Annotated in this window: 19 protein-coding genes; 2 read left to right on the top strand and 17 right to left on the bottom strand. The window is 41.0% G+C overall.

Annotated elements, in window-relative coordinates; all coding sequences use genetic code 11:
• Window positions 1–13: 13 nt before the first annotated feature.
• On the bottom strand, window positions 14–1,195 hold the full coding sequence (gene dnaJ / locus NW213_RS13375; protein WP_204390378.1) for a molecular chaperone DnaJ: 1,182 nt from the start codon (window positions 1,193–1,195) through the stop codon (window positions 14–16).
• A gap of 23 nt (window positions 1,196–1,218) precedes the next feature.
• Entirely contained in the window at window positions 1,219–1,830 is a 612-nt protein-coding gene (locus NW213_RS13370) for a nucleotide exchange factor GrpE (RefSeq protein ID WP_204404986.1), read from the bottom strand.
• Between the two features lie 286 nt (window positions 1,831–2,116).
• Between NW213_RS13370 and NW213_RS13365 the strand changes: the two genes are divergently transcribed.
• Window positions 2,117–3,736 carry an ABC-F family ATP-binding cassette domain-containing protein gene (locus tag NW213_RS13365; RefSeq protein ID WP_235339617.1) on the top strand — a complete coding sequence of 540 codons (1,620 nt, stop codon included), beginning with the start codon at window positions 2,117–2,119 and terminating at the stop codon, window positions 3,734–3,736.
• Here NW213_RS13365 and cdd read toward each other — a convergent pair whose 3' ends face one another.
• The 12 genes from cdd to NW213_RS13305 all read right to left on the bottom strand — a co-directional run bounded on the left by cdd (window position 3,737) and on the right by NW213_RS13305 (window position 15,746).
• The gene (gene cdd / locus NW213_RS13360; RefSeq protein ID WP_258323079.1) at window positions 3,737–4,216 is read right to left on the bottom strand and encodes a cytidine deaminase; all 480 of its coding nucleotides are present in this window, start codon (window positions 4,214–4,216) and stop codon (window positions 3,737–3,739) included.
• A gap of 12 nt (window positions 4,217–4,228) precedes the next feature.
• Window positions 4,229–4,477: a hypothetical protein gene (locus NW213_RS13355; RefSeq protein WP_258323078.1), complete on the bottom strand. Its 249-nt coding sequence runs from the start codon at window positions 4,475–4,477 to the stop codon at window positions 4,229–4,231.
• A gap of 60 nt (window positions 4,478–4,537) precedes the next feature.
• On the bottom strand, window positions 4,538–4,942 hold the full coding sequence (locus NW213_RS13350; RefSeq protein WP_258323077.1) for a putative toxin-antitoxin system toxin component, PIN family: 405 nt from the start codon (window positions 4,940–4,942) through the stop codon (window positions 4,538–4,540).
• A gap of 2 nt (window positions 4,943–4,944) precedes the next feature.
• The gene (locus tag NW213_RS13345; RefSeq protein ID WP_154042819.1) at window positions 4,945–5,163 is read right to left on the bottom strand and encodes a dephospho-CoA kinase; all 219 of its coding nucleotides are present in this window, start codon (window positions 5,161–5,163) and stop codon (window positions 4,945–4,947) included.
• 106 nt (window positions 5,164–5,269) lie between these two features.
• The gene (locus NW213_RS13340; protein ID WP_258323076.1) at window positions 5,270–5,512 is read right to left on the bottom strand and encodes a hypothetical protein; all 243 of its coding nucleotides are present in this window, start codon (window positions 5,510–5,512) and stop codon (window positions 5,270–5,272) included.
• Between the two features lie 68 nt (window positions 5,513–5,580).
• Entirely contained in the window at window positions 5,581–5,991 is a 411-nt protein-coding gene (locus NW213_RS13335; protein WP_154042818.1) for a hypothetical protein, read from the bottom strand.
• Window positions 5,992–6,220: 229 nt separating this feature from the next.
• Window positions 6,221–7,324 (bottom strand): YhcG family protein, encoded by a 1,104-nt coding sequence (locus NW213_RS13330; protein ID WP_258323075.1) that lies wholly within the window; start codon window positions 7,322–7,324, stop codon window positions 6,221–6,223.
• 511 nt (window positions 7,325–7,835) lie between these two features.
• Window positions 7,836–11,027, bottom strand: a complete 3,192-nt coding sequence (locus tag NW213_RS13325; protein ID WP_258323074.1) for a type I restriction endonuclease subunit R — start codon at window positions 11,025–11,027, stop codon at window positions 7,836–7,838.
• A gap of 37 nt (window positions 11,028–11,064) precedes the next feature.
• Window positions 11,065–11,628 (bottom strand): hypothetical protein, encoded by a 564-nt coding sequence (locus NW213_RS13320; protein WP_204404991.1) that lies wholly within the window; start codon window positions 11,626–11,628, stop codon window positions 11,065–11,067.
• An 11-nt stretch (window positions 11,629–11,639) separates the two neighbouring features.
• The gene (locus NW213_RS13315; RefSeq protein WP_204404992.1) at window positions 11,640–12,944 is read right to left on the bottom strand and encodes an AAA family ATPase; all 1,305 of its coding nucleotides are present in this window, start codon (window positions 12,942–12,944) and stop codon (window positions 11,640–11,642) included.
• A gap of 80 nt (window positions 12,945–13,024) precedes the next feature.
• Window positions 13,025–14,194, bottom strand: coding sequence for a restriction endonuclease subunit S (locus NW213_RS13310; protein ID WP_258323073.1), 1,170 nt, complete (start codon window positions 14,192–14,194; stop codon window positions 13,025–13,027).
• The gene (locus NW213_RS13305) at window positions 14,181–15,746 is read right to left on the bottom strand and encodes a class I SAM-dependent DNA methyltransferase (RefSeq protein WP_258323072.1); all 1,566 of its coding nucleotides are present in this window, start codon (window positions 15,744–15,746) and stop codon (window positions 14,181–14,183) included. Before NW213_RS13305 ends, NW213_RS13310 begins: the two co-directional genes overlap by 14 nt.
• Window positions 15,747–16,069: 323 nt before the next feature.
• Between NW213_RS13305 and NW213_RS13300 the strand changes: the two genes are divergently transcribed.
• Entirely contained in the window at window positions 16,070–16,672 is a 603-nt protein-coding gene (locus tag NW213_RS13300) for a hypothetical protein (RefSeq protein ID WP_258323071.1), read from the top strand.
• Window positions 16,673–16,694: 22 nt separating this feature from the next.
• Here the strand turns inward: NW213_RS13300 and NW213_RS13295 are convergent, their stop codons facing one another.
• The 3 genes from NW213_RS13295 to NW213_RS13285 all read right to left on the bottom strand — a co-directional run bounded on the left by NW213_RS13295 (window position 16,695) and on the right by NW213_RS13285 (window position 21,164).
• Window positions 16,695–18,155 carry a chondroitinase-B domain-containing protein gene (locus NW213_RS13295; protein WP_258323070.1) on the bottom strand — a complete coding sequence of 487 codons (1,461 nt, stop codon included), beginning with the start codon at window positions 18,153–18,155 and terminating at the stop codon, window positions 16,695–16,697.
• Between the two features lie 81 nt (window positions 18,156–18,236).
• Window positions 18,237–19,778 carry a sulfatase gene (locus tag NW213_RS13290; protein WP_154042809.1) on the bottom strand — a complete coding sequence of 514 codons (1,542 nt, stop codon included), beginning with the start codon at window positions 19,776–19,778 and terminating at the stop codon, window positions 18,237–18,239.
• A 153-nt stretch (window positions 19,779–19,931) separates the two neighbouring features.
• Window positions 19,932–21,164, bottom strand: a complete 1,233-nt coding sequence (locus NW213_RS13285; protein ID WP_154042808.1) for a glycoside hydrolase family 88 protein — start codon at window positions 21,162–21,164, stop codon at window positions 19,932–19,934.
• Window positions 21,165–21,223 lie beyond the last annotated feature (59 nt).

Below are 21,223 nucleotides of genomic sequence, written 5' to 3'. Positions count from 1 at the left end.
ATATATGTATCAATCAGTCGAAAAGACTTCTGAATTTCTTGAAGATTTTTTCCTTCAGACTGGTGTTAGGCTTGAAACTTTCGGATTCCTGCCATTTTTCGAGTGCCTGACGTTCTTCTTTTGTAAGAGTTTCAGGGATATATACACTTACGTTAACCAGCAAGTCACCTGTTCCGGTGCTGTAGCCGTAGCTGTTGATGTTAGGCAGACCTTTGCCTCTCAGACGGAGAACCTTACCAGGCTGTGTTCCCGGTTCAATCTTGATTTTAGCCTTGCCGTCTATTGTAGGGATTTCCACTGTACCACCAAGCGCTGCCTGAGGAACACTAAGAAGCAGATTATAAATAAGGTCGCTTTCGTCTCTTATCAGTTCAGGATGCTTTTCTTCTTCTATAAGAACAAGCAGGTCGCCTGCCACACCGTTGTGCTTTCCGGCATTACCCTTACCGTTGATGGTAACCTGCATACCTTCTGCCACTCCGGCAGGTATTTTTACTGTAACTACTTCTTCGCCGTAAACTACGCCTTCGCCGTTACATTCCTTACACTTGTTCTTGATGATTTTTCCTTCACCGTTACACTGAGGACATACGGACTGAGTCTGCATCATTCCGAAGATACTCTGCTGAGTACGTGTCACGCTACCTGTTCCGTGACATGTAGGACAAGTCTCTGTTCCGCTGTTTCCTTCGGCACCTGTTCCGTGACAGTGTGAACAAGGAACATATTTCTTTACCTTGAATTTCTTTTCTGTTCCTTCAGCAATTTCCTTCAGCGTAAGTTTAGCCTTTACCCTAAGGTCTGCACCGCGGAATTTGCGTTGTCTTGGCTGGCCTCCGCCACCTCCGAAACCGCCGAATCCTCCGAAACCGCTGTGTCCGCCAAAGATGTCACCAAACATAGAGAATATATCATCCATAGACATACCCTGTCCGCCGAAACCTCCGTATCCGCCTCCTGCAGCACCGTCTACGCCTGCATGACCGAACTGGTCGTAGCGTGAACGCTTGTCAGGATTGCTCAATACTTCGTATGCTTCTGCGGCTTCCTTGAATTTCTCTTCAGCTTCCTTGTCTCCCGGATTCTTATCAGGGTGATACTGGATTGCTTTCTTACGGTATGCTTTCTTTATTTCGTCTGCTGTGGCTGTCTTCTCCACGCCAAGCACTTCGTAGTAATCTCTTTTAGTAGCCATATTTGCGATGTGGTTTTATTGTATTATTGAGCAACTACCACTTTGGCGTGGCGTATAACTTTGTCATTCAGTTTGTAACCAGTCTGTACACAGTCCAAAATCTTGCCTTTCTGTGCTTCCTCCTGAGCAGGAACAAGAGCTATTGCCTCGTGGAAATCAGTATCGAAAGCTTCTCCCACAGGATTCATCTTTTCAAGCCCTTCGTGACCAAGGTTTTTCAGGAACTTCTGATGTATCAGGTCAATACCTTCGTACATAGCCTTAACATCGTCTGCCTTCTGCATGTTCTGCAAAGCACGTTCCAAGTCGTCAAGGATAGGCAGAATAGCCGAGATAGCCTTTTCGCCACCGTTTTTGATAAGTTCGGCTTTTTCCTTCATTGTACGTTTGCGGTAATTGTCAAATTCAGCCGAAAGACGCAGATATTTGTCTTTATAGTCCTCAAGAGCCTGTTTTGTCTCTTCAAGTTCTTTTGCTGCTTTTTCCTCTTCTGAAAGTTCGGCTTCCTTCTCTTCACCTGCATTTTCGGCAGAGTTTGTTTCTTCAGCCTGAGTTTCAGTTTCCTGCTGCTGGTTTTCAGCTTCCTCGTTCTTCAATATTTCTTCTTCCGGATTTTGATTCTGATTTTTATTCATGTCTTTATGTTGTTATTTTATTATTAATCTGTGATTTAAGTGCCGGACTTGCATACGGCTGTTGGCTGTACTACAAAAACCGTGCCTGTAATGTTCTGTATGCATAAACAGCCGCAAAATTACTAAAAAACTGACATACTGACACAAAAAAACTTATAAAAAGCCGTGTTCTGGGAGTGATATGCCTTTCACTGCATTGTAAATTAGCGGGATATTTAGTACCTTTGCACGCAAATTTCAGAATAACAGTATAATTTAGGTATATACATACAAACAAACTTATAAAATGATTACAGTTTCTAATGTAGCCGTTCAATTCGGTAAGAGAGTATTGTACAACGATGTGAATATGAAGTTCACCAACGGTAATATTTACGGTGTGATAGGTGCCAACGGTGCAGGTAAGTCAACATTTCTTAAGGTAATTTCCGGTGAACTTGACCCTACTAAGGGAAGCGTTACGCTGGGACCGGGCGAACGTCTTTCAGTTCTTAGTCAGGACCACTTCAAGTTCGACGAACATACTGTACTGGATACAGTCCTTATGGGACACACTGTGCTTTGGAACATCATGAAGCAGCGCGAAGCACTGTACGCCAAAGAAGATTTTACCGATGAAGACGGAATTAAGGCTGCAGAACTTGAAGAAAAATTTGCAGAACTTGAAGGATGGAACGCAGAAAGCGATGCTGCTATTCTTCTTAGCGGACTTGGTATAAAGGAAGACAAGCACTATATGCTGATGGGTGACCTCAGCGGTAAGGAAAAGGTGCGTGTCATGCTTGCACAGGCATTGTTCGGTAATCCTGACAACCTGCTTCTGGACGAGCCTACCAACGACCTCGACATGGAAACTGTGACATGGCTGGAAGAATATCTTTCAAATTTCGAACATACAGTACTTGTAGTGAGCCACGACCGTCACTTCCTCGACTCTGTATGTACCCACACAGTGGATATCGACTTCGGTAAGGTTAACCTCTTTGCCGGTAACTATAGCTTCTGGTACGAATCAAGCCAGCTCGCACTTCGTCAGCAGCAGAACCAGAAAGCTAAGGCTGAAGAAAAGCGTAAGGAACTTGAAGAATTTATACGCCGTTTCTCTGCCAACGTGGCAAAATCAAAACAGACTACCAGCCGTAAGAAGATGCTTGAGAAACTTAATGTGGATGAAATCAAGCCTTCATCACGTAAATATCCTGGTATTATCTTCACTATGGACCGCGAGCCGGGTAATCAGATTCTTGAAGTTTCAGGACTTCGTGCCGAAACTGAAGATGGAATTGTTCTTTTCAACGATGTAAACTTCAATGTTGAGAAGGGCGACAAGATTGTATTCCTGAGCCGTGACCCGCGTGCCATGACTGCATTCTTCGAAATAATCAACGAACGCCGCAAGCCACAGGCAGGTCATTTCAACTGGGGTGTGACTATCACTACCGCATATCTTCCACTTGACAATACCGATTTCTTCAACTGCGATCTTAATCTTGTTGACTGGTTGAGCCAGTACGGACAGGGCAATGAAGTTGAGATGAAGGGTTTCCTCGGACGTATGCTGTTCTCCGGCGAAGAAGTTCTGAAGAAAGTGAACGTACTTTCAGGAGGAGAGAAGATGCGATGCATGATTGCACGTATGCAGTTGAGAAATGCCAACTGTCTTATTCTCGACACTCCTACAAACCACCTCGACCTGGAGTCTATTCAGGCGTTCAACAACAATCTGAAACAATACAAGGGTAACGTGCTGTTTGCGTCGCACGACCACGAATTCATTCAGACTGTTGCCAACCGTATCATCGAACTTACACCTAACGGTATCATCGACAAGATGATGGAATATGATGAATACATCACGTCAGACCATATCAAGGAAATGCGCGCGCGTATGTACGGCGACAAATAATCATTCCATTGATTCAATACCAAACGACAGGGGGAGCAAATCTTTTGTTCCCCTTGTTTCGTATATACAGGCTGTGCCGTACATCAGCATACGTATTGGGCGGTGGTATCTCTGTTCCGCTTCAAGCATCACCTGCCGGCACGCTCCGCACGGAGTGACAGGCTGTTCAGTGAAACCTTCGCTGTTTGACGCCGCAATGGCAAGTGTGGTTACAGCTTTGTCGGGATATTCAGAGCCGGCATGAAACAGGGTAGTGCGTTCCGCACAAAGTCCGGAAGGGTAGGCGGCATTCTCCTGGTTTGAGCCGGTCACTATCGTACCGTCGTCAAGCATGGATGCAGCACCCACATGGAAATGCGAGTATGGCGCATAGCTTCTCTTTGTAGCTTCCTTGGCTGCCTCTATCAGCCGTTTGTCGGAGTCAGTAAGTTCTTCGAACTGGTATTTTCTTATTATGACTTGTTGTTTCAGTTCTTTCATAGTGTGAAGTTTTTAGGTCTTGTTTAGGTTTCCATCTCCCATCTCACCATTCACCTTATCATATTGAGCTTCCGTAAGGGTACTAATAGTCATTCTGGCCTCCTCAAGACTTTTTATGAGTTTATCTACAGTTGTCCTCAAGTCATTTATCTCCATGCTCTTTTCGTAGTTCTCTTCAAGCTGTAACATGACAAATTTTCTTAGTTCTGCAAGGGTCATGGTCTCGACGAAAGGGTGTATGTCTGGTTTCATTTGTTTCATATTGTTCGCACGTTTATTCGCAAAAATACACAAAAAAATAGTGAATGCAAGCTAATGAACTTATAATGTTTTTGCAAAGTCCTTTAGATTAATAATGGCAACTGATGGAAAAGATATATTTTTAAGTTCATTAAAATGATGATCCTCTGTCACGATGTATTCAGCATTGGCTGTAATCGCACAGTCTACGAACTTATTGTCATCCTGGTCTGATGTAATTAAATGAAAGCGGTAGTGTGGAGTTAGTCTTTTTACGTTTTCGCGAGTAAGAATCGTATAGATAATCGCTTCAGCTACATATTTGTTTATGTTGCGTGTCATGACTTCCAGATACTCTTCTAAGATTTCGTTGCTTATACATAGCGTATAATCCCCATTTAAGAATGATTGCCACACTTTATGGCAGTCATTCTTTGCTGAAATAGCAATAATAAGTGAGTTAGTATCCAATACAATGTTTCTCATATTCATTTATATGGAGTACGTTCATGTAGTTGATGGAATTTATCGACTTTTTCCTCATTCAATTCTCCATTCTCCCACAAGCGGTCAATCTCCTTTTGCGCTTGCTTGGCGAAATAGTCAGAAATAGCCTTTTTAAGTTCAGCTAATGCTTCAGGACTGTCCACAAACGACATCATTTCAAGCACTTGCAATTGAGCCGGATTAAAAACTGTCACATTCATATATTTGGATTTATAATCTATATAATGCAAAAGTACAATTTATTTCTTTATTTCCTAATTTTCTTTTAAAAACTTCTCAAACTTCTCAAATGATGTAGCATCAATATCAGAGCTTCTTCATCTTAGCTATATGGCGTTTAATCGTTCTTATGCCTTTCCCTGATTGTGAAGCCAATTCTTCAGTTGTAATTTTAGGATAAGTGGCAACCTGTTCTTCAATCCAGGTATCTAAATCTTCTTCTTGAGGGACATCTTGAGGGACATCTTGAGGGACATTTGCATCCTCTACATAATTTATCTCTATATCAGGATGTTCCTCTATAATGACTTGTTGTTTCAGTTCTTTCATAGTGTGAAGTTTTTAGAAATCTGCAAATGAATTCTTGTACGCTCATTTTCCTGTTTTTTGAGTAAATTTCAAAACTTCCTTTTATATCTTTGAGCCGGATGATTAGGCATAGCATGTTCTCTTTCCAAAAGTCCTTTATTCACCATCACTGGAATAATTTCCCCTTTCAGATATTGTGTACTTCGCCTTATTTCAAGGGCTATTTCCTCAACTGATTTCCAAGTTTGGGTACTATTCTGTATTATTCCAAATAATTCTTTTTGGCTATATTTCTTTTTAATTGTTTTTTGAGTATTTGTCTTAAGATAATCATCATTGGAACTGTTAAGGTTTTCATCCGAACTATTAAGGTTTTCATCTGAGCTGTTAAGGTTTCCATCTGAACTATTAAGATTACTATCTTTATTCAAATGATATGTAGTTCCTCTTCCGATACCGTCAGAAACAAGATAACCTTCAGAACATAATTCTTTCAGCATTTGGAAATATAATAATTTACATATTGCTGTCGGTTTATGAAATCATTTATAAGAGCTTGTATCATTAGCATCCAAACTTGTATCATTGGTATCCAAGCTTGTATCATTAGCTTTATTAAGATAAAGATACACAATAATATGGTATCAGGTTGAACATTTTATTGGGATTATGGCAAACACTCAGACAGCCTACATAAAGGTCATCAACAGGAATAAGCGTTTTCATCCTTCATATAAAGAAATTACAAAACTCTCTGAGCTGTTCCTGCATACGCTCCTGTGGAATGAGGATACGTTTGTATTCAGCAATCATAGTAGGACTCATGCAGCGGTTCATGGCATATTCCACAACTACCCGGTCTGATTCAGGGCAAAGAATGATACCGATAGACGGATTTTCATTGGACCGTTTTACATCTCTGTCGAGAGCTTCCAGATAGAATTCCAACTGTCCCAAGTCTTTAGGATGGAATTTTGTCTTTTTAAGTTCTACTGCCACAAGAGCCTGCAAACCTCTATGAAAAAATAACAAATCAGCTTTGTAAGTCGATGCACCAACATTCAAACGGTATTCCTGATCCATAAAGATAAAGTCTTTTCCCAGTTCAAGAATAAACTGCTTCATGTGTTCTATCAGCCCGTTACGCAATTTCGTTTCACTATGTTTCTTCGGAAGTCCGAGAAAATCCACAAATAGTGTGTCCTTGAACATTATCGGAGCATTTGGATAAATCTCAAGCATCCCCTTCGATATATTACTTTTATTGCCTAATAGTGTTGCGTATGTCTGGTTGGATATACAACGTTGAAGTTCCCTATATGCCAATTTCTCTTTGTATGAATAAAGGATATAAAACAGACGCTCTTCCTGACTACGACAACGGCAAAGTATCTCGAAATGATTTGATAATGACGTCATTTTCAGTATGTTGAATATTTGTCCAGACGCTGTCTGGACAAATTCTTTATCACTTGCCATCAATTGTGCAGTTTTTGGCTGCACAATTCCATTAGAAAAGAATTGCTGCACAGTGTTTCTGAACGCCTCAGAAGAATATTCATCATAAAACATCACCATATTGTAAATGCTGCTACGACTGTATCCTTTCAAATCCGGGCGGTGTGAACGAATGTACTCAGATAGCTGTGTGACAACCTTGCTTCCCCATTCTTCACTTTTCAACTTTCCGGAGACATAAGATCCTACACTCCATGCAGTGAGCAACATTTCTTCATTTACTGCTTTCGAAGCGCGGCTACGATGCTGAAGTATTATATCAACGACCTCACCAAACTGATGTTCCTGTGAATGTATAATGTTCTTGCTTTCCATAAACTTCTCCTTTCGTTTGTTCTTAAGTCATTATTCTGACTTCTTTCTGCTGAAATATGGTCTTCTTTATTATATCCCTATGGTTTTTACCATATATTTTCTCATTTTATCTGGCAAATAATGCATTCAAAGATAAGTATTTATTTGGAATGATGTTTTCAGGTTTTAGTTTTTTATATCCTTTGGAAATATAATATTTACATATTGCTGTCGGTTTACGAAATCATTTATAAGAGCTTGTATCATTGGTATTCAAACTTGTATCATTGGCACTTAAGCTTGTATCATTAACATCCAAGCTTGTATCATTAGCTCCATTACGATAAAGATACAATGATACAGTATCAGGTTGAACATTTTAATTGGATTACGGCAAACATTCAGACTGCCTAAATAAAAGTCATTTACAGAAACAAGCATTTTTCTATGCTCTGTTTAAATACCATTTAAACACTGATTAAGCAGTATTTAAATGGCATTTGAAAATGTTTTGCAAAAGGTTTGCAAAGCCTTATTCGTTATTGTATTTCTTGAAGTTTTCTGCCTGTTCGAAAATTTCCTTGAAGACCTCATCGTTTGTGACAGGAGGGTAGCCGTGTTCAGCCAATACCAAGATAAGATTCATTTTCAGTTCGGCTTTTATATCGTCACGTGCTGCCCAGTCGGTATATTTTGATTTGTCGTCAACAATCTTTTTTATTTCCGCTGCAAGAATTTTGAGTTTTTCTTCAGGATATTCAAATCCGAATTGTCTGGCTATACTTTTCAGTATGTCGTAGAAAGCCTTTTCTTCGTACGATATACCCATTTCCTTGAACGATTGTTTTTCCTTGTTTATCTCCTTCAGCAAGTTAGCCATCTGGCTTGCCACTTCGGTAAGAACTTCGTCAGCAAAAATAGCACTGTCCTTACGGTCATTATACTTGTCCACTAAGGCGTTAAGCCTTTTGCTGAAGTCCACACCCTGCTTCTTGTTAACCTTTGAAAAGTCGCCGATAACCATTTTCAGCAGTCTTTCCATCAGTTTCACTTTAGTGTTTGGCATCTTCAGTTTCTCCAGCCTTTCCATGTATGCCTCACTCAGGACATCCAGATTCTCCTTATCATTTCCTATCTGGATAATTTCCTCTACATAGTCCGATTGTAAAGCCTCTTCTATCATTTTGCTTACACGTCTGTTCATTTGAGACGTATCGGGTGTTTCTCCTTTGGTAAGTTTATAGATGATTGAGCGCACACCGCAGAAGAAATGTATATCCTCACGCTCTTCTTTAGAAATCATTTCGCTGTTGGTACACAGATTGAATGCCGATTTCATTTTCTGTGTATGTCCCATGAACCTGTTCTCGGTTTCCTTTGTAGCCTGTGCAAATTCGGCTCCTTTGTTCAGACAGTCCAGCTGCTCCAATGGAGTACCTTCTGTAAATTTTGAATAGTCGAATCCGGAGAACATGCGTCGCAGTATGTCCAGCTCGTCTTTGACCATTGTGACAGACTGTTCCACACTCTCCACCGAGTCTGTATTCGCGTCACCCATAGCATAACGCTTCAGGGCAGTATTCATATTGTTCTTTATACCTATATAGTCGACTACAAGTCCCTTGTCCTTTCCCGGATATACACGGTTCACTCTTGAAATGGTCTGTATCAGAGTATGCTGTTGCAAAGGTTTGTCTATATACATAGTGTCCAGACACGGCACATCGAATCCGGTAATCCACATGTCCACAACAATAGCGATTTTGAAATTCGATTTCGGGTCTTTAAACTGTACGTCGAGTTTCTTTCTGTCTTCGTCATTGCCCAGCAGGTTGTATAAATCCTCTTCATCGTCCTTGCTTCGTGTCATTACCAGCTTGATTCTCTCTATAGGAAGAGGTTTCTTGCCATATTCTGTAATAGGGGCTGCCGCAATTTCCAGCGAAGTGTCGCCTGTACCTAAGTTTACTACCTTAGCTTTGGGGATTTCTGCCCATTCAGGACGTAAGGCTACAATTTTCTTGTACAGATTATATGCTATAGTGCGGTTTGAGCAAACAAACATGACCTTACCTTCAACGGTGCTTCCTTCGGCTATACGGTTTTCATAATGCTTTATAAAATCCTCCGCTACAGCCTGAAGCCTGTCAGGATCGCCCAATATCTGTTCCATTTTTGTGACAGCCTTCTTGCTTGCCTCTATCTGATATTCGTTGGCTCCTTCTTCCTCACACTGCTTGTAGTAGTCCTCAATCTCCTGAAGTTTCTCGTTGTCAAGCAGAACCTTTGCGGCACGGCCTTCATATACTATTCTTCTGGTAATGTCGTCTGCTACAGATTCTGTCATGGTGTAAGTATCCACCACCTGACCGAACACGTCAATGGTTGCGTCTATCGGAGTACCTGTAAATCCCACGTAAGTGGCGTTAGGCAATGAGTCATGCAGATATTTGGCGAAGCCGTAGCTGCGTTTCAATCCTTTGTCAGTCTGGCGTAACTGCTGTTTCAGATTTGTCTGCGAGCGGTGAGCCTCGTCTGATATACAGATAATGTTTGCACGGTCGGACAGCAGTTGCGTGTCTTCGGTGAATTTATGTATAGTAGTCAGAAACACCCCGCCGCTTGTCCTGCCTGAAAGATGTTCCCTCAGCTTGGCGCGGCTTTCCACTTCCACCACACACTCGTCGCCAATAAAGGCCTTTGCCCTTCCGAACTGTGCCGCCAACTGCGTGTCGAGGTCCGTTCTGTCCGTAATCAGCAGAATGGTAGGACTGGCAAATTCACGGCTTCGCATCAGCATGCGTGTCAGGAACAGCATAGTATAACTCTTTCCGCACCCCGTAGCTCCGAAATAAGTACCTCCCTTACCGTCTCCTCCGCCATTCAGTTTGGAATGTTTGCGGATATTCTCAAACAGTTTGTGAGTAGCGAAGAACTGAGGATAGCGGCAAACTATCTTCTCTTCCTTTTTCGACGAATCCGGTGTAAATACGAAATCTTTCATCACACTCAGCAGCCTTTCTTTTCTGAAAAGCCCCTGTACCATTGTGAGCAGCGAACTGATACCGTCCGTTGCCTTGTCGTCGGCATTAACCTTGCGCCATGCGTAGAAGAAATCGTATGGAGTAAACAGAGAACCGTACTTGCTGTTCACCCCGTCGCTTATCACAACGAACGCGTTATATTTGAACAGTTCCTGAATATCCCTACGATAGCGTACAGTCAGTTGCCTGTAAGCATCCATTATGGTGGTATCTTCCTTTACTGCACTCTTGAATTCCAGCACCACTACAGGAAGCCCGTTTATATATACAATTCCGTCAGGAATACGTTTTACCTCACCCTGTATTTCCAGTTGGTTTACTATACGGAAAATGTTATTTCCCTCATTCTCAAAGTCTATAGGCTCGATAAACAAATCCGGCTGTCCTGCATCTTCCCTTTTCAGCGAAAATCCTTCCGTCATGAGGCGATAAGTAGCCACATTCCTGTCGTAAAGCGTAAATCCGTTGTCGGCAGTCAGCTTTGCAATCACACTTTCCGTTTCAAGCTGTGTTATTCCCTGTGCAGAATACCGGCTTCGCAAATACATACGCAGATCATCACGAAGAAGTACATCGTCCATTTCCTTGTGTATCTCTTCGCCATTAGTATATATGTATCCCTCATTCTGAAACAGCTCCATTATAGCCATTTCTAAGGAATGTTCGTTGAAGTGGGTCATAATCTTATCGTTTATATTCAGGCAATAGGAATAAATATCATATTTCCTGTTTTGGAACTTTTATAAATCCTTCGTTGAGAATCAAAACCTGATTATATCCTAATACCTGTACTCTTTCATTCTTCAGTTTGTCCAGTACATCATCCTGCGTACTTATGAATGAAAGAAAAGGTTCTTTGTTGCTGTGGTCAGGTATAGATATGTTCAGATATATTCTATAATTGTCAGAGTCCAGAACACCTTTTTCCTTAAGAAAATCCAAAGTGTTGTTCAACTGTGCGAATGCCGCTCCTGAATTTGATTCAACATTTTTCTCCAGGCAATATTTAAGTTCTACCAAACACGCCCATCCTTTCTTGTTGAATTTTTTTGAAGCGAACATGCATTCGCATTGACTCACACCTTTGAAAAAAGCCGGATGTTCTTCAAAGTTAATTCCCCAGTATTCAATCTTCTTAGGATCTTTTACATGAAAGTAGGCTATATCTTCAGGTTGCTCTGTGTGAATCTCAACACCACGTCTGCTGCTAGTTTCGTTGGTATAGTCCACAACGTAGCAGTCACTGCAGTAAGTCTTGGCTTTGTTAAAGATTTTGTCCATATCCGTACCGTTTAATCGTCCCAGTAACCGATCAAAGAATTAAAGTCGGCCATTACGTTTTTCATAATCCTGTCAAAATAGTTATTTCTTATCAGGCCGTTTTTGTCTTGTATTGTTCCGTTCTCGCTGTCCATGTACGGAGTAAACTTGCCATCCTTTATTTCCCAGACAGAAACATTCTCAGGGTTTATCCATGAATCTTTCTGTGCCATGCATTCCTCGTCCTCTTCAGGAACGTTCTCTCTTACTATCCATCCCAACATACAGTTGTTAAGCGCATAAAGAATATACGGACTATGAGTCGTTATAACCAGACTGTCCCTGTCTTTGTTGATATTTTTCAGAATATCATACATCAGTGTTACCTGTGTCTGTGGAAACAGATTCTGTTCCGGTTCTTCTATTATTATATTTGAGAAATGAGGTCTGCTTATATTATCTCTTACTTCTGATAATAATTTATCCGAATCGTTATATATACGATTTATTAATGTATCTCTGACTTCTTTAGCAAAATCCGCTTTATAGAACTTGTCGTATGTTTCGTCTGTAAAATTGTTCTTTAAGCCTAAATGAACTGTCGTTTCGTCCATGAATCTTTTTATCAAAGCCTTCTCTATTCTTTCTTTTTTCTCGAATGAGATATCCTCTTCATTATCGTATATCCATTTTGTATAATAATAAAGATAAACATAGAGAGGTACCACAGATTGCACTCCGCTTGAAGCTTCGTCAAGCGATATTTCTTTGTTGTTTTCCAATACAATGATGTCCTTATTCGAACTTTCTTGAAAGTAATATTTCATTTTGAGGTCGAATAATGGAACTGCATTCTCTTTTGTGTATTTGTTGTGAATATTCAGCCAGTCGAACAGGAAACTCCTTATATTGTTTTCCGGCAAAGGAAGAGAAGATATTCCCGGTAGAGATATGATATTTCTTTCAGATGGAATATAAGCTATTTTGCCAACTTTCAGTTGACCGAAATTTTCAGTCTTTTCAATATTGAAACTTTCCGTAGTATATTCAAACCTAATGGCTTCTCCTTCATATTTCAGGTATGAATCTTCACTGAAATAACTGCTCATCTTATGGAAAACAATAAGTTTATTTTCAAAGAATGTTTTACCAATATGCTGTATTCCTTGATTCATTAACGCATTTTTCTCCAACCAGTAGCAGAAACTAATCACTTTTGCAATTGTACTTTTACCACTGCTTTGAGGTCCGATAAACAGATTTATTTTGTTGAGAAAGATTTTTACATCCTTTATCGGTCCAACTGATTTTATTTCTATATATGTTTTATTTTCCATCTGTAAAAAATCATATTTAATCTTTCACAAAAGTAATTAATTGCACTTATATATCAAAACTATGTGTATTTATAAATGTTTTATTTTCCCATTCTCGTAGATAAAATAGATTGTAATTTTTTAGTATTTTTATTCTCTTGATGTAATAAATACACATAATCAAAAATTTTCTTTATATTTTTATTAATTGATATTATTTCATTATCTATATGTTTTGGTATATTAATTTTTAAATTTAAAATATTTTCTGGTGTTATAGAAGGATACGTTGCTTTACTCATTTCGGCAATACCTTGTAATATCTCTGTATTTTTGGGGTCTGTTAGTAAAAGATATATTAGGTCATTGGAAAAATAATTAACTTTTGATCTGATAACGGCAAAAGCTGTTGATACTATAATATTTTCTGTATTGTCCTTTATAATGCCATAATGTTTTAAATTTGGACGTACTGTTGAATATAATATATCATTTTTCTGTACTTTCCTTTTTGCTCTACTCGGAATCAAATCTGATTTATTAAATATTTGATATTCTTCAAATATATTTTCTGTAACGCTACTGCTGTCTATATATTTCAAATATGTCCAATTTTCTTTTGATGAATAATTGTTTGTATTCACATCTACAATCTCTCCTAATGTTCCCATTCTCCACCCATCCGGTAAATTTTCTTTATCAATCCCATCTATAAACATTTTGCTATAGAGGGTTTGGGCTGTTTCTTCAAGGCGGGAAATCATTTTGTTGTTTAGCTCAATACGGCGGGAGAGGGTTTCATATTCTGAAACTATTTCTCGTTGGCGTTCGATAGGAGGGATGGGAAGGGTCATATCCATAAAATCTTCCCATGTCAGGCTACCACGAACACCTCCAACGGCATAAAAGCTTGCTTCCCTATCAAATTCTTTTCGTGTAAACCACATCATTAAATATTCAGGTAATAATACCTTCTCATTTATTACCTCGAACATAGGATAAGCAGGAGACATGATTGCCTCATCTTCTTTAAACATAGCTACAGGCATTTTCTGGTCGCGGCTGACCTGCATAAGACTACATGCAAATTGTTTTTTGCGTATAACCTTATAATTGGATAGATCTGTACCTATTACATTAGCGACTGAAGGAATAAATGCTTTATCAATAGTAAGGCCTACAAGTTTTGTCACCTTCAAATCTCTGTTCCTCACATCCACCTCGCGGATATAATCCCCCAATCGTTTATAATCCGTTTTATTCAATTCCATATCCCAATTCCTTAAACAGATTCAACAATTCTTTCTTGCTTTCTTCTTCCTGAAGCAGCAGCTCTTTCATTTCTGCCTGCAGTTCCTTCATCTTTGTGTCATAGTCCACACCCTCATCTCGGTTCTTGAATTCGATGTATTTGCTTGGAACAAGGCTCCAGCCTTTCTTCTCGATTTCGTCGAGTGTGGCGGAATAGCAGTATTCAGGGATATTCTTATAGGTATTTTCATGTCCTTCACGCTGCCAGTTATGGAAATTCTCGGCTATTTGGGATATATGGTCAGCCGGGAACTGGATGTACTTCTTCTCAAACGGTTCGCCCCACTGACGGAGGTCGATGAAAAGAACTTCATTCTCGCGGTTGCGGTATTTCACAAGCTCGCCGTTCTGTTCTACGGTGCGTGCCTTGCGGTTGCCTGCCAATATCCATAGTGTTACGCTGATGTCGGTGGAATAGAACATATTGCGGGGAAGGATTACTATCGCTTCCACAAGGTGGTTCTTCAGCAGCTGGCGGCGTATGTTGAGCTCTGTTCCGTCGCCACTTAATGCCCCATTGGCAAGGAGGAAACCGGCCATGCCGTTGGCTGACATTTTGGACACAATGTTCAATATCCATCCGTAGTTGGCATTGCTTGTAGGAGGAACGTCGTAGCCGTGCCAGCGTGGGTCGTCTTTGAGCTCATTGTCGGCACGCCATGATTTCTGGTTGAAAGGAGGGTTTGCCATTATGAAATCGGCTTTGAGGTCCTTGTGCTGGTCGTTGTGGAATGTATCGGCTGCCTGTTCGCCCAAATTGTTGGCTATACCACGGATGGCAAGGTTCATTTTAGCCAGCTTATATGTGGTGTTGGTGTATTCCTGACCGTAAACGGAGATGTCGCGCTTGTTGCCGTGATGGGCTTCGATGAATTTCATGCTCTGTACGAACATGCCGCCAGAACCACAACACGGGTCGTAAATCTTTCCTCTGTATGGCTCGATCATTTCGGCTATGAGGTTGACTATTGTCTTTGGGGTATAGTATTCTCCTTTTCCCTTACCTTCGGCTATGGCGAATTTGGCAAGAAAGTATTCATATACTCGGCCTATGAGGTCGTGTTCAGGGTCTTTAAGTGTATCTATCTTGTTTATCTCGTCAAGCAGGGCGGCCAGCTTGGTACGGTCAAGTCCAAGACCGGAATAGTAGTTGCTTGGCAAAGCTCCTTTCAGAGTGGGGTTGTCCTTTTCCACTGTGGAAAGTGCAGTGTCTATCTTTATGGCTATGTCGTTCTGTTTGGCATTCTCCATGATATAGCTCCAGCGGCTTACTTCGTTCAGGAAGAATACGTTCTTTGCGTTGTAGAACACTGCCTGGTCTATGAAGGCTTCCTTGCCGTCGGCAATAAGTTCGTTGCGACGTTCTTCAAAACGGTCGTTTGCGTATTTCAGGAATATAAGGCTTAATACTACATGTTTGTATTCCGATGGTTCTACGGAACCTCTCAGTTTGTTTGCTGATTCCCACAATGTTTCTTCTATGCTTTTTTCTTTGATTGCTTTCTTTGCCATAACTGTTTTTCAATTTTGTTTCAGGGACTTCCCCGTTTGCTGAATATTCTACAAAAATAATAAGTTTTTCTCACTATCCCGATATTTCCCTCCGTTTTATAGACCGAATGCGGACAAATACTGTTACAGTAAACTATAACTTATCCGTTAGTTTTGTCGTTTCGAAAAATTTAAGCATCTTTACCTCCACACGGCCGTGTCGAGTACTCCACACGAGCGTGCGCAGTACTCCACACGAGCGTGTGGAGATCTTGACACGAACGTGTGGAGACAGACGAATAATGACGTCTGGAAATGTGAAACGAAACAAAGTTTTTTAAATTATGGAAATAGAATATGATTTATATGAGAATCCCGGCAATGAGGAAAACGGCAGTCAAAAACTGCATGCCAAGGTAGTGACTAAGGACGTCATTACAACAAAAAATATTCGTGAGTATATCACAATGAAGTGTACCGCTACACCTGCCGATGTGGTTGCGGTGCTTACAGCCTTAAGCGACGAACTGTATAATGCTTTGAGCGACGGTTATTCGGTACATATTGACGGGCTGGGGTATTTCAGTCTGAGTCTTGGATGTAATTCTGAAGCCGGTTCGGAAAATAAGGCTGATGTTGATGTATGGGTGAGGGGAATAAAATTTGTTCCCGAAAAGGAACTTCTGGAAAAATTTGAAACAGCGAACTTACAGAGAGTGACAGACAAGTCGCGACACTCGGAGAAAATGACTGATGAGGAAGTGATGAAAAGACTGCAAGGCTATTTTGCCGAAAATGAATATATGCAGCGTAAGGATTTTGAGAAACTGACGGGATTCAACTTGTCAAAATCGTCGAGGTATATAAAACTTCTGGTGGACAACGGTGTGTTGAAGAACATTGCTTCGAAATTCCATCCTGTCTATATCTTGGCAGGAAAGGAGTGACCGTGTCCACCAGAACTGTATTTTACTGTGCGAAGATGCCCGTTTCGGCATAATTGCCCGGGTATTCGTCACACCATGAAGGGCCGGTAATCTTTTTGTTCAGAGGTTTGTCCTGAAGAGGAGTGGAGAGTACCTTTACGAAATCCATGTCTATTCCTTCGATAGATGTGTATGGAAGAATTCTTGTTAACTCTTCTGCGGTGATGCCTTTTGGTGCTGTACCGTTCTCCCAGCCTTTTATGCCCGTAACATCTATGCCTGAACACACATTGCCTTCCCATTTCTGATTGGCTGAGTTGCCTTTTTCCTCGTACCAGATAGACTTTGTCTTGTTGTGGGAAGATATATAATTGTTGACAAATGTTATGTCGTGAGGCAATTCTGCTGCATCTCCAAAGGCTTTCAGACGTCTGTCATACATAGGCGCAAGGTTGAATGCTGTTCCTTGTACAGCTATAAAAGTATTGCTCACTACCACCATATCGTATGCCAGAGCGTGTTCGCTTGCTTTCGGTCCACAGTTGAAATATATACCTGCATATCCTCTGTCTTTCATCGTTTTAGGAAGATAAAAGAAATTATTGCCTATAATGTGGTTACTGCCCCAGATGTACATGCCGCCATAACCGTACATTTCGTCTGATCCTATGAATATGTTGTTCAGGGCAACCTGCTTGTCGCCATGACGGAAATTAAGTGTTCCGCGACAGTTGATGAATGTATTGGCGAAATATACATTCTCCATAGATTTGCTTGTCACAATCTCGGCTTCAGAGTCTTGTCTTTCAAACAGGTTGTGGTCTATCAGACATCTTCCGTAGTCTTTGCGCCAGTAGCCTACTCTGATACCGCCTCCGGCATTGCCTTTCTTTGGGGGATTGGAGAAATAGCAATAGCTGATGCGGTGATACATCGGTTTTCCAGGTTCTCCTTCAAGGGTTTTCTTTTTGGTGTTATTAAGATTTATAACCTGATCTTGGGTTGTTTTGCCTACAAATGCACAGTGGTGTATATGGCAATATTGAGGTACATGGCCTGTTTCGTCGAGATTGGTAGATATATATGATGAGTTAGCGTTATCGAAATCGTAGAACAGGCAGTCTGACACTTCGCAATGGTCGGCATAAATGCTTACTATACCAGGGCCGTGAGTTTTCCATTCGCTAGGATTCCTGCTGCCGTCCTTGAAATACAATCCCGACAGGTGGATGTAATCTCCGCGTAGTTCGATTGCTGAATTGCCGGAGATATATGCTTTGCCCGGGTTCTTGGCTTTTATGGTTATCATCTTGTCGCCTGTTCCGTCTGCAGTTACCGTAAGACGTAGGTCTCTGTATGTTCCGTCGGTCAATAGAATAGTATCGCTGGGTTTTACTGTTGCCGCAGCATTTACGAGGTCTTGCGTTGTGCCTACTGTAATGTTTTCAGCCATGACACAGGTGGCAAAGGCCAGTGATGGAAGAATTGATAATATGCGTTTCATTTTAAATTTATTATGAGAAATGATAAAAATATCCGACTGCTTTATAATCAGAATGATTAAGGCAGCCGGACATAATAGGTATTAATATTTTACCATGTCGGAAAGTATCTGTTCCTTATACCATGGGTCGTTTATTTCTTTCAGTTGTTTGCCCATAAGTGCCAGAAGCTCTTCTACTGCCTGTTTGTTCTCGTCAAGTGAAAGATTGTTCAGCTGATACGGGTCTTTCTCATCATCGAAAAGTAATGTCTTTGTAAGCTTGTTTTCCCTGTCGATGTAGAGTGCCAAAGTATATTTGTGTGTCTTTATACCTCTAGAACGTGGAAAATAGCTTATTACTTTTCCGTCTTTGTCTTTTTCTCCATCCATGTTCTGTATGTAGAGGGCTCCTTCAGGACGTACTATTGTCTCTGTGTTTTCTTCTTTGAAGAGTGGAGCGTAGTTATGTCCGTGTATTCCTTCTGGGATGAACTTTTCGAGGTTACACATAGCCAGCATTGTAGGCATGATGTCAGGAGTTGAAATCATCAGATTGTCAACTCTTGGGCGAAGGTGTCCCGGGTATCTGATGATGAAAGGAACATTCATTGACTCTGCATACGGTGAGTTCTTCGGATCATCGGTAAACTGGCTGCACATGGTCTCGCCGTGGTCGGAAGTAAATACTACTATTGTGTTCTTGTCTAATCCCATTTCTTTCAGGCAGTCGAGTATCATACCGAAGGCACGGTCAACACCTGTTACGGATGCGAAGTAATATCTTGCAGATTCGGATTTCTCACGTTTCTTGTCGGCATTAGGACGGATAAGCAGACTGTCAATAGGCTGGTCCTTATAGAGATTGAAATCTTCTTCCATACAGTCGTCAAGCGAACGGTATGGGCTGTGAGGAGGATTCATACCTACCATTATGAAGAACGGTTTGCTTGTGTCGCGCTGGTTTCTTTCATTTTTCAGATATGAAACGACTTCTTTCGCTTCGTGTATAGGCGACCATTCTTTTGGCTCGTGTTTCTTTCCGTCGTTGTCCCAATAATGCGGGTTCTTGTGTACGTCGAAAGTTCCGTAAGAATACCAGTAGTTGAATCCGTGACGTCTTTCCTTAGGAGTATATGCATCCCATGCAGGTATTCTCTCTTCTACATATTTGCCCGGGTTTTCCGGATCATTAGGGGTTGGAAAATCGGCGTGCAGTTTACCGAAGTATGCACAGTCGTATCCGTTCTTGCTGTAAACGTCGCTTATACATTCAAGGTCTGTGCGCAATGAGCTGATAGGACGGTTGGAGTTACAGTTCAAAGGTACTCCACTTTCGTTAGGATACATTCCTGTGAGAAGACTTCCACGGTGCGGACTACTCAAAGGACAGTTACTCATGGCATTTGAAAGCACGAGTGATTCTTTGGCAAATCTGTTTATGTTTGGAGTGTGTACTGGGTCAGCCTTGAAGTTGACGTTCTTGTTGAATTCCGGTTCGTTCCAGAAGCCCATAGCCATGTTTCTGTACTGATCCGGGAAAACATATACTACGTTAGGCATTTCCGGTGTTTTCTGCTCCTGCTTTTGTGCGCATCCGGCAGAAAAGAGTGACAGACCGGTAAGAGGAAGAATTAGATTTCTCATGATTTTTATAGCTTTGATTGATGGTTTCAAGAAAAAAATATCTGTATTGCGTATAGTGATGTCGAGATTCTTTTTCATCCCAAAGCAATACAGATATTTCTACGGGATTCTCCCGATTTGATTTTTAATTATTAACTTATTCTCTCTTGTAATTTATTTTCCTACAAATGGTAATGGCTGGTTGTTCTCCAGATTACGTTTGCGAACAATTGCTTCCTGATAGTAGTAGTCGGCGTAGTTCAATGGAACATCTATTTCCTGTCCGTGAGGAATACTACCTACAGAGTGCATAAGGATGAAATTACCGTTTTCACCAACTTTGGCTTTGTAGTTAGGAGAAGAAAGGTTTGTCAGAATCTTGTCTGCAAGTTCCTTATAGTTCTTTCCCGGGCAATAGCCATCCATTTCGTACAATGCAGATGCTATACATGCTGCAGCAGATGCGTCTCTTGGTTCGTTAGGAATGTTAGGAGCATCGAAGTCCCAGTATGGGATAAGGTCCTCAGGAAGGTTCTTGTCATTGAGGTAGAAGTTAAGAGTATTTTCTGCCTGGTCAAGATACTTCTTGTCGTGAGTGTAACGGTAGCATGTAGTGTATCCGTAGATAGCCCATGCCTGACCGCGAGCCCATGCTGATTCGTGTGCGTATCCCTGTGCTGTCTGGCGGCTGCGAACAGCTCCGTCTTTCAGTGCGTAGTCAACTACGTGGTAGCAGCTGTTGTCAGGACGGAAGTGGTTCTTCATTGTCTGGTCAGCGTGAGAAACCGCAATCTTGTGGAATGTAGAGTCGCCGGATAGTTTAGTAGCTTCGAAAAGCAATTCAAGGTTCATCATGTTGTCAATGATAACCGGGCATTCCCATCCGCGTTTACCCTGCCATCCGCGGTCAGCATCCCATGACTGGATTACACCTGCTCCCGGACGGAAACGAGTGGAAAGTGATTTTGCTGCTTCAACGATTACGTCAACATATTCTGGTTTGTCTGCAACTCTATATCCTGTAAGGTAGCTGCATCCTATCATGAAACCTACATCGTGATGCCATTTAAGGTATTTCACTGAATCAAGAGCTTCAGTATATTTCTCAGCAAGTTTTTTCCATTTCTCGTCTTTTGTCAGATCGTAGTCCAACCACATACTTCCAGGGAAGAATCCGCTTGTCCAATCATCGATAGGTACATAGTGAATATTTCCGTTCTTGTCAAGAGTACGAGGGTTGAGAATCTTACCGCTCTTTTCGATAATGTCTGTTTGAATGGTATGCTGTGCTACCATGTTGCTGATTTCGGCATCAATAAAACTTTCAGTCTTTTCAGGCTTTGTGCTGCATGATGCTAGTACTGCAGCAGACAAAAGTGCCAATCCTAAATTCTTTTTAATTTCCATGATATTAATAATTTGAATTTATTGCGCAAATATAAAATAAAAAAATGAATAAATAGTTG

It is taken from the genome of Bacteroides sp. ET336 (genome assembly GCF_024733815.1).
In the GTDB taxonomy this organism is placed as follows: domain Bacteria; phylum Bacteroidota; class Bacteroidia; order Bacteroidales; family Bacteroidaceae; genus Phocaeicola; species Phocaeicola cellulolyticus.
This window is presented reverse-complemented; position numbering and strand designations above follow the sequence as displayed.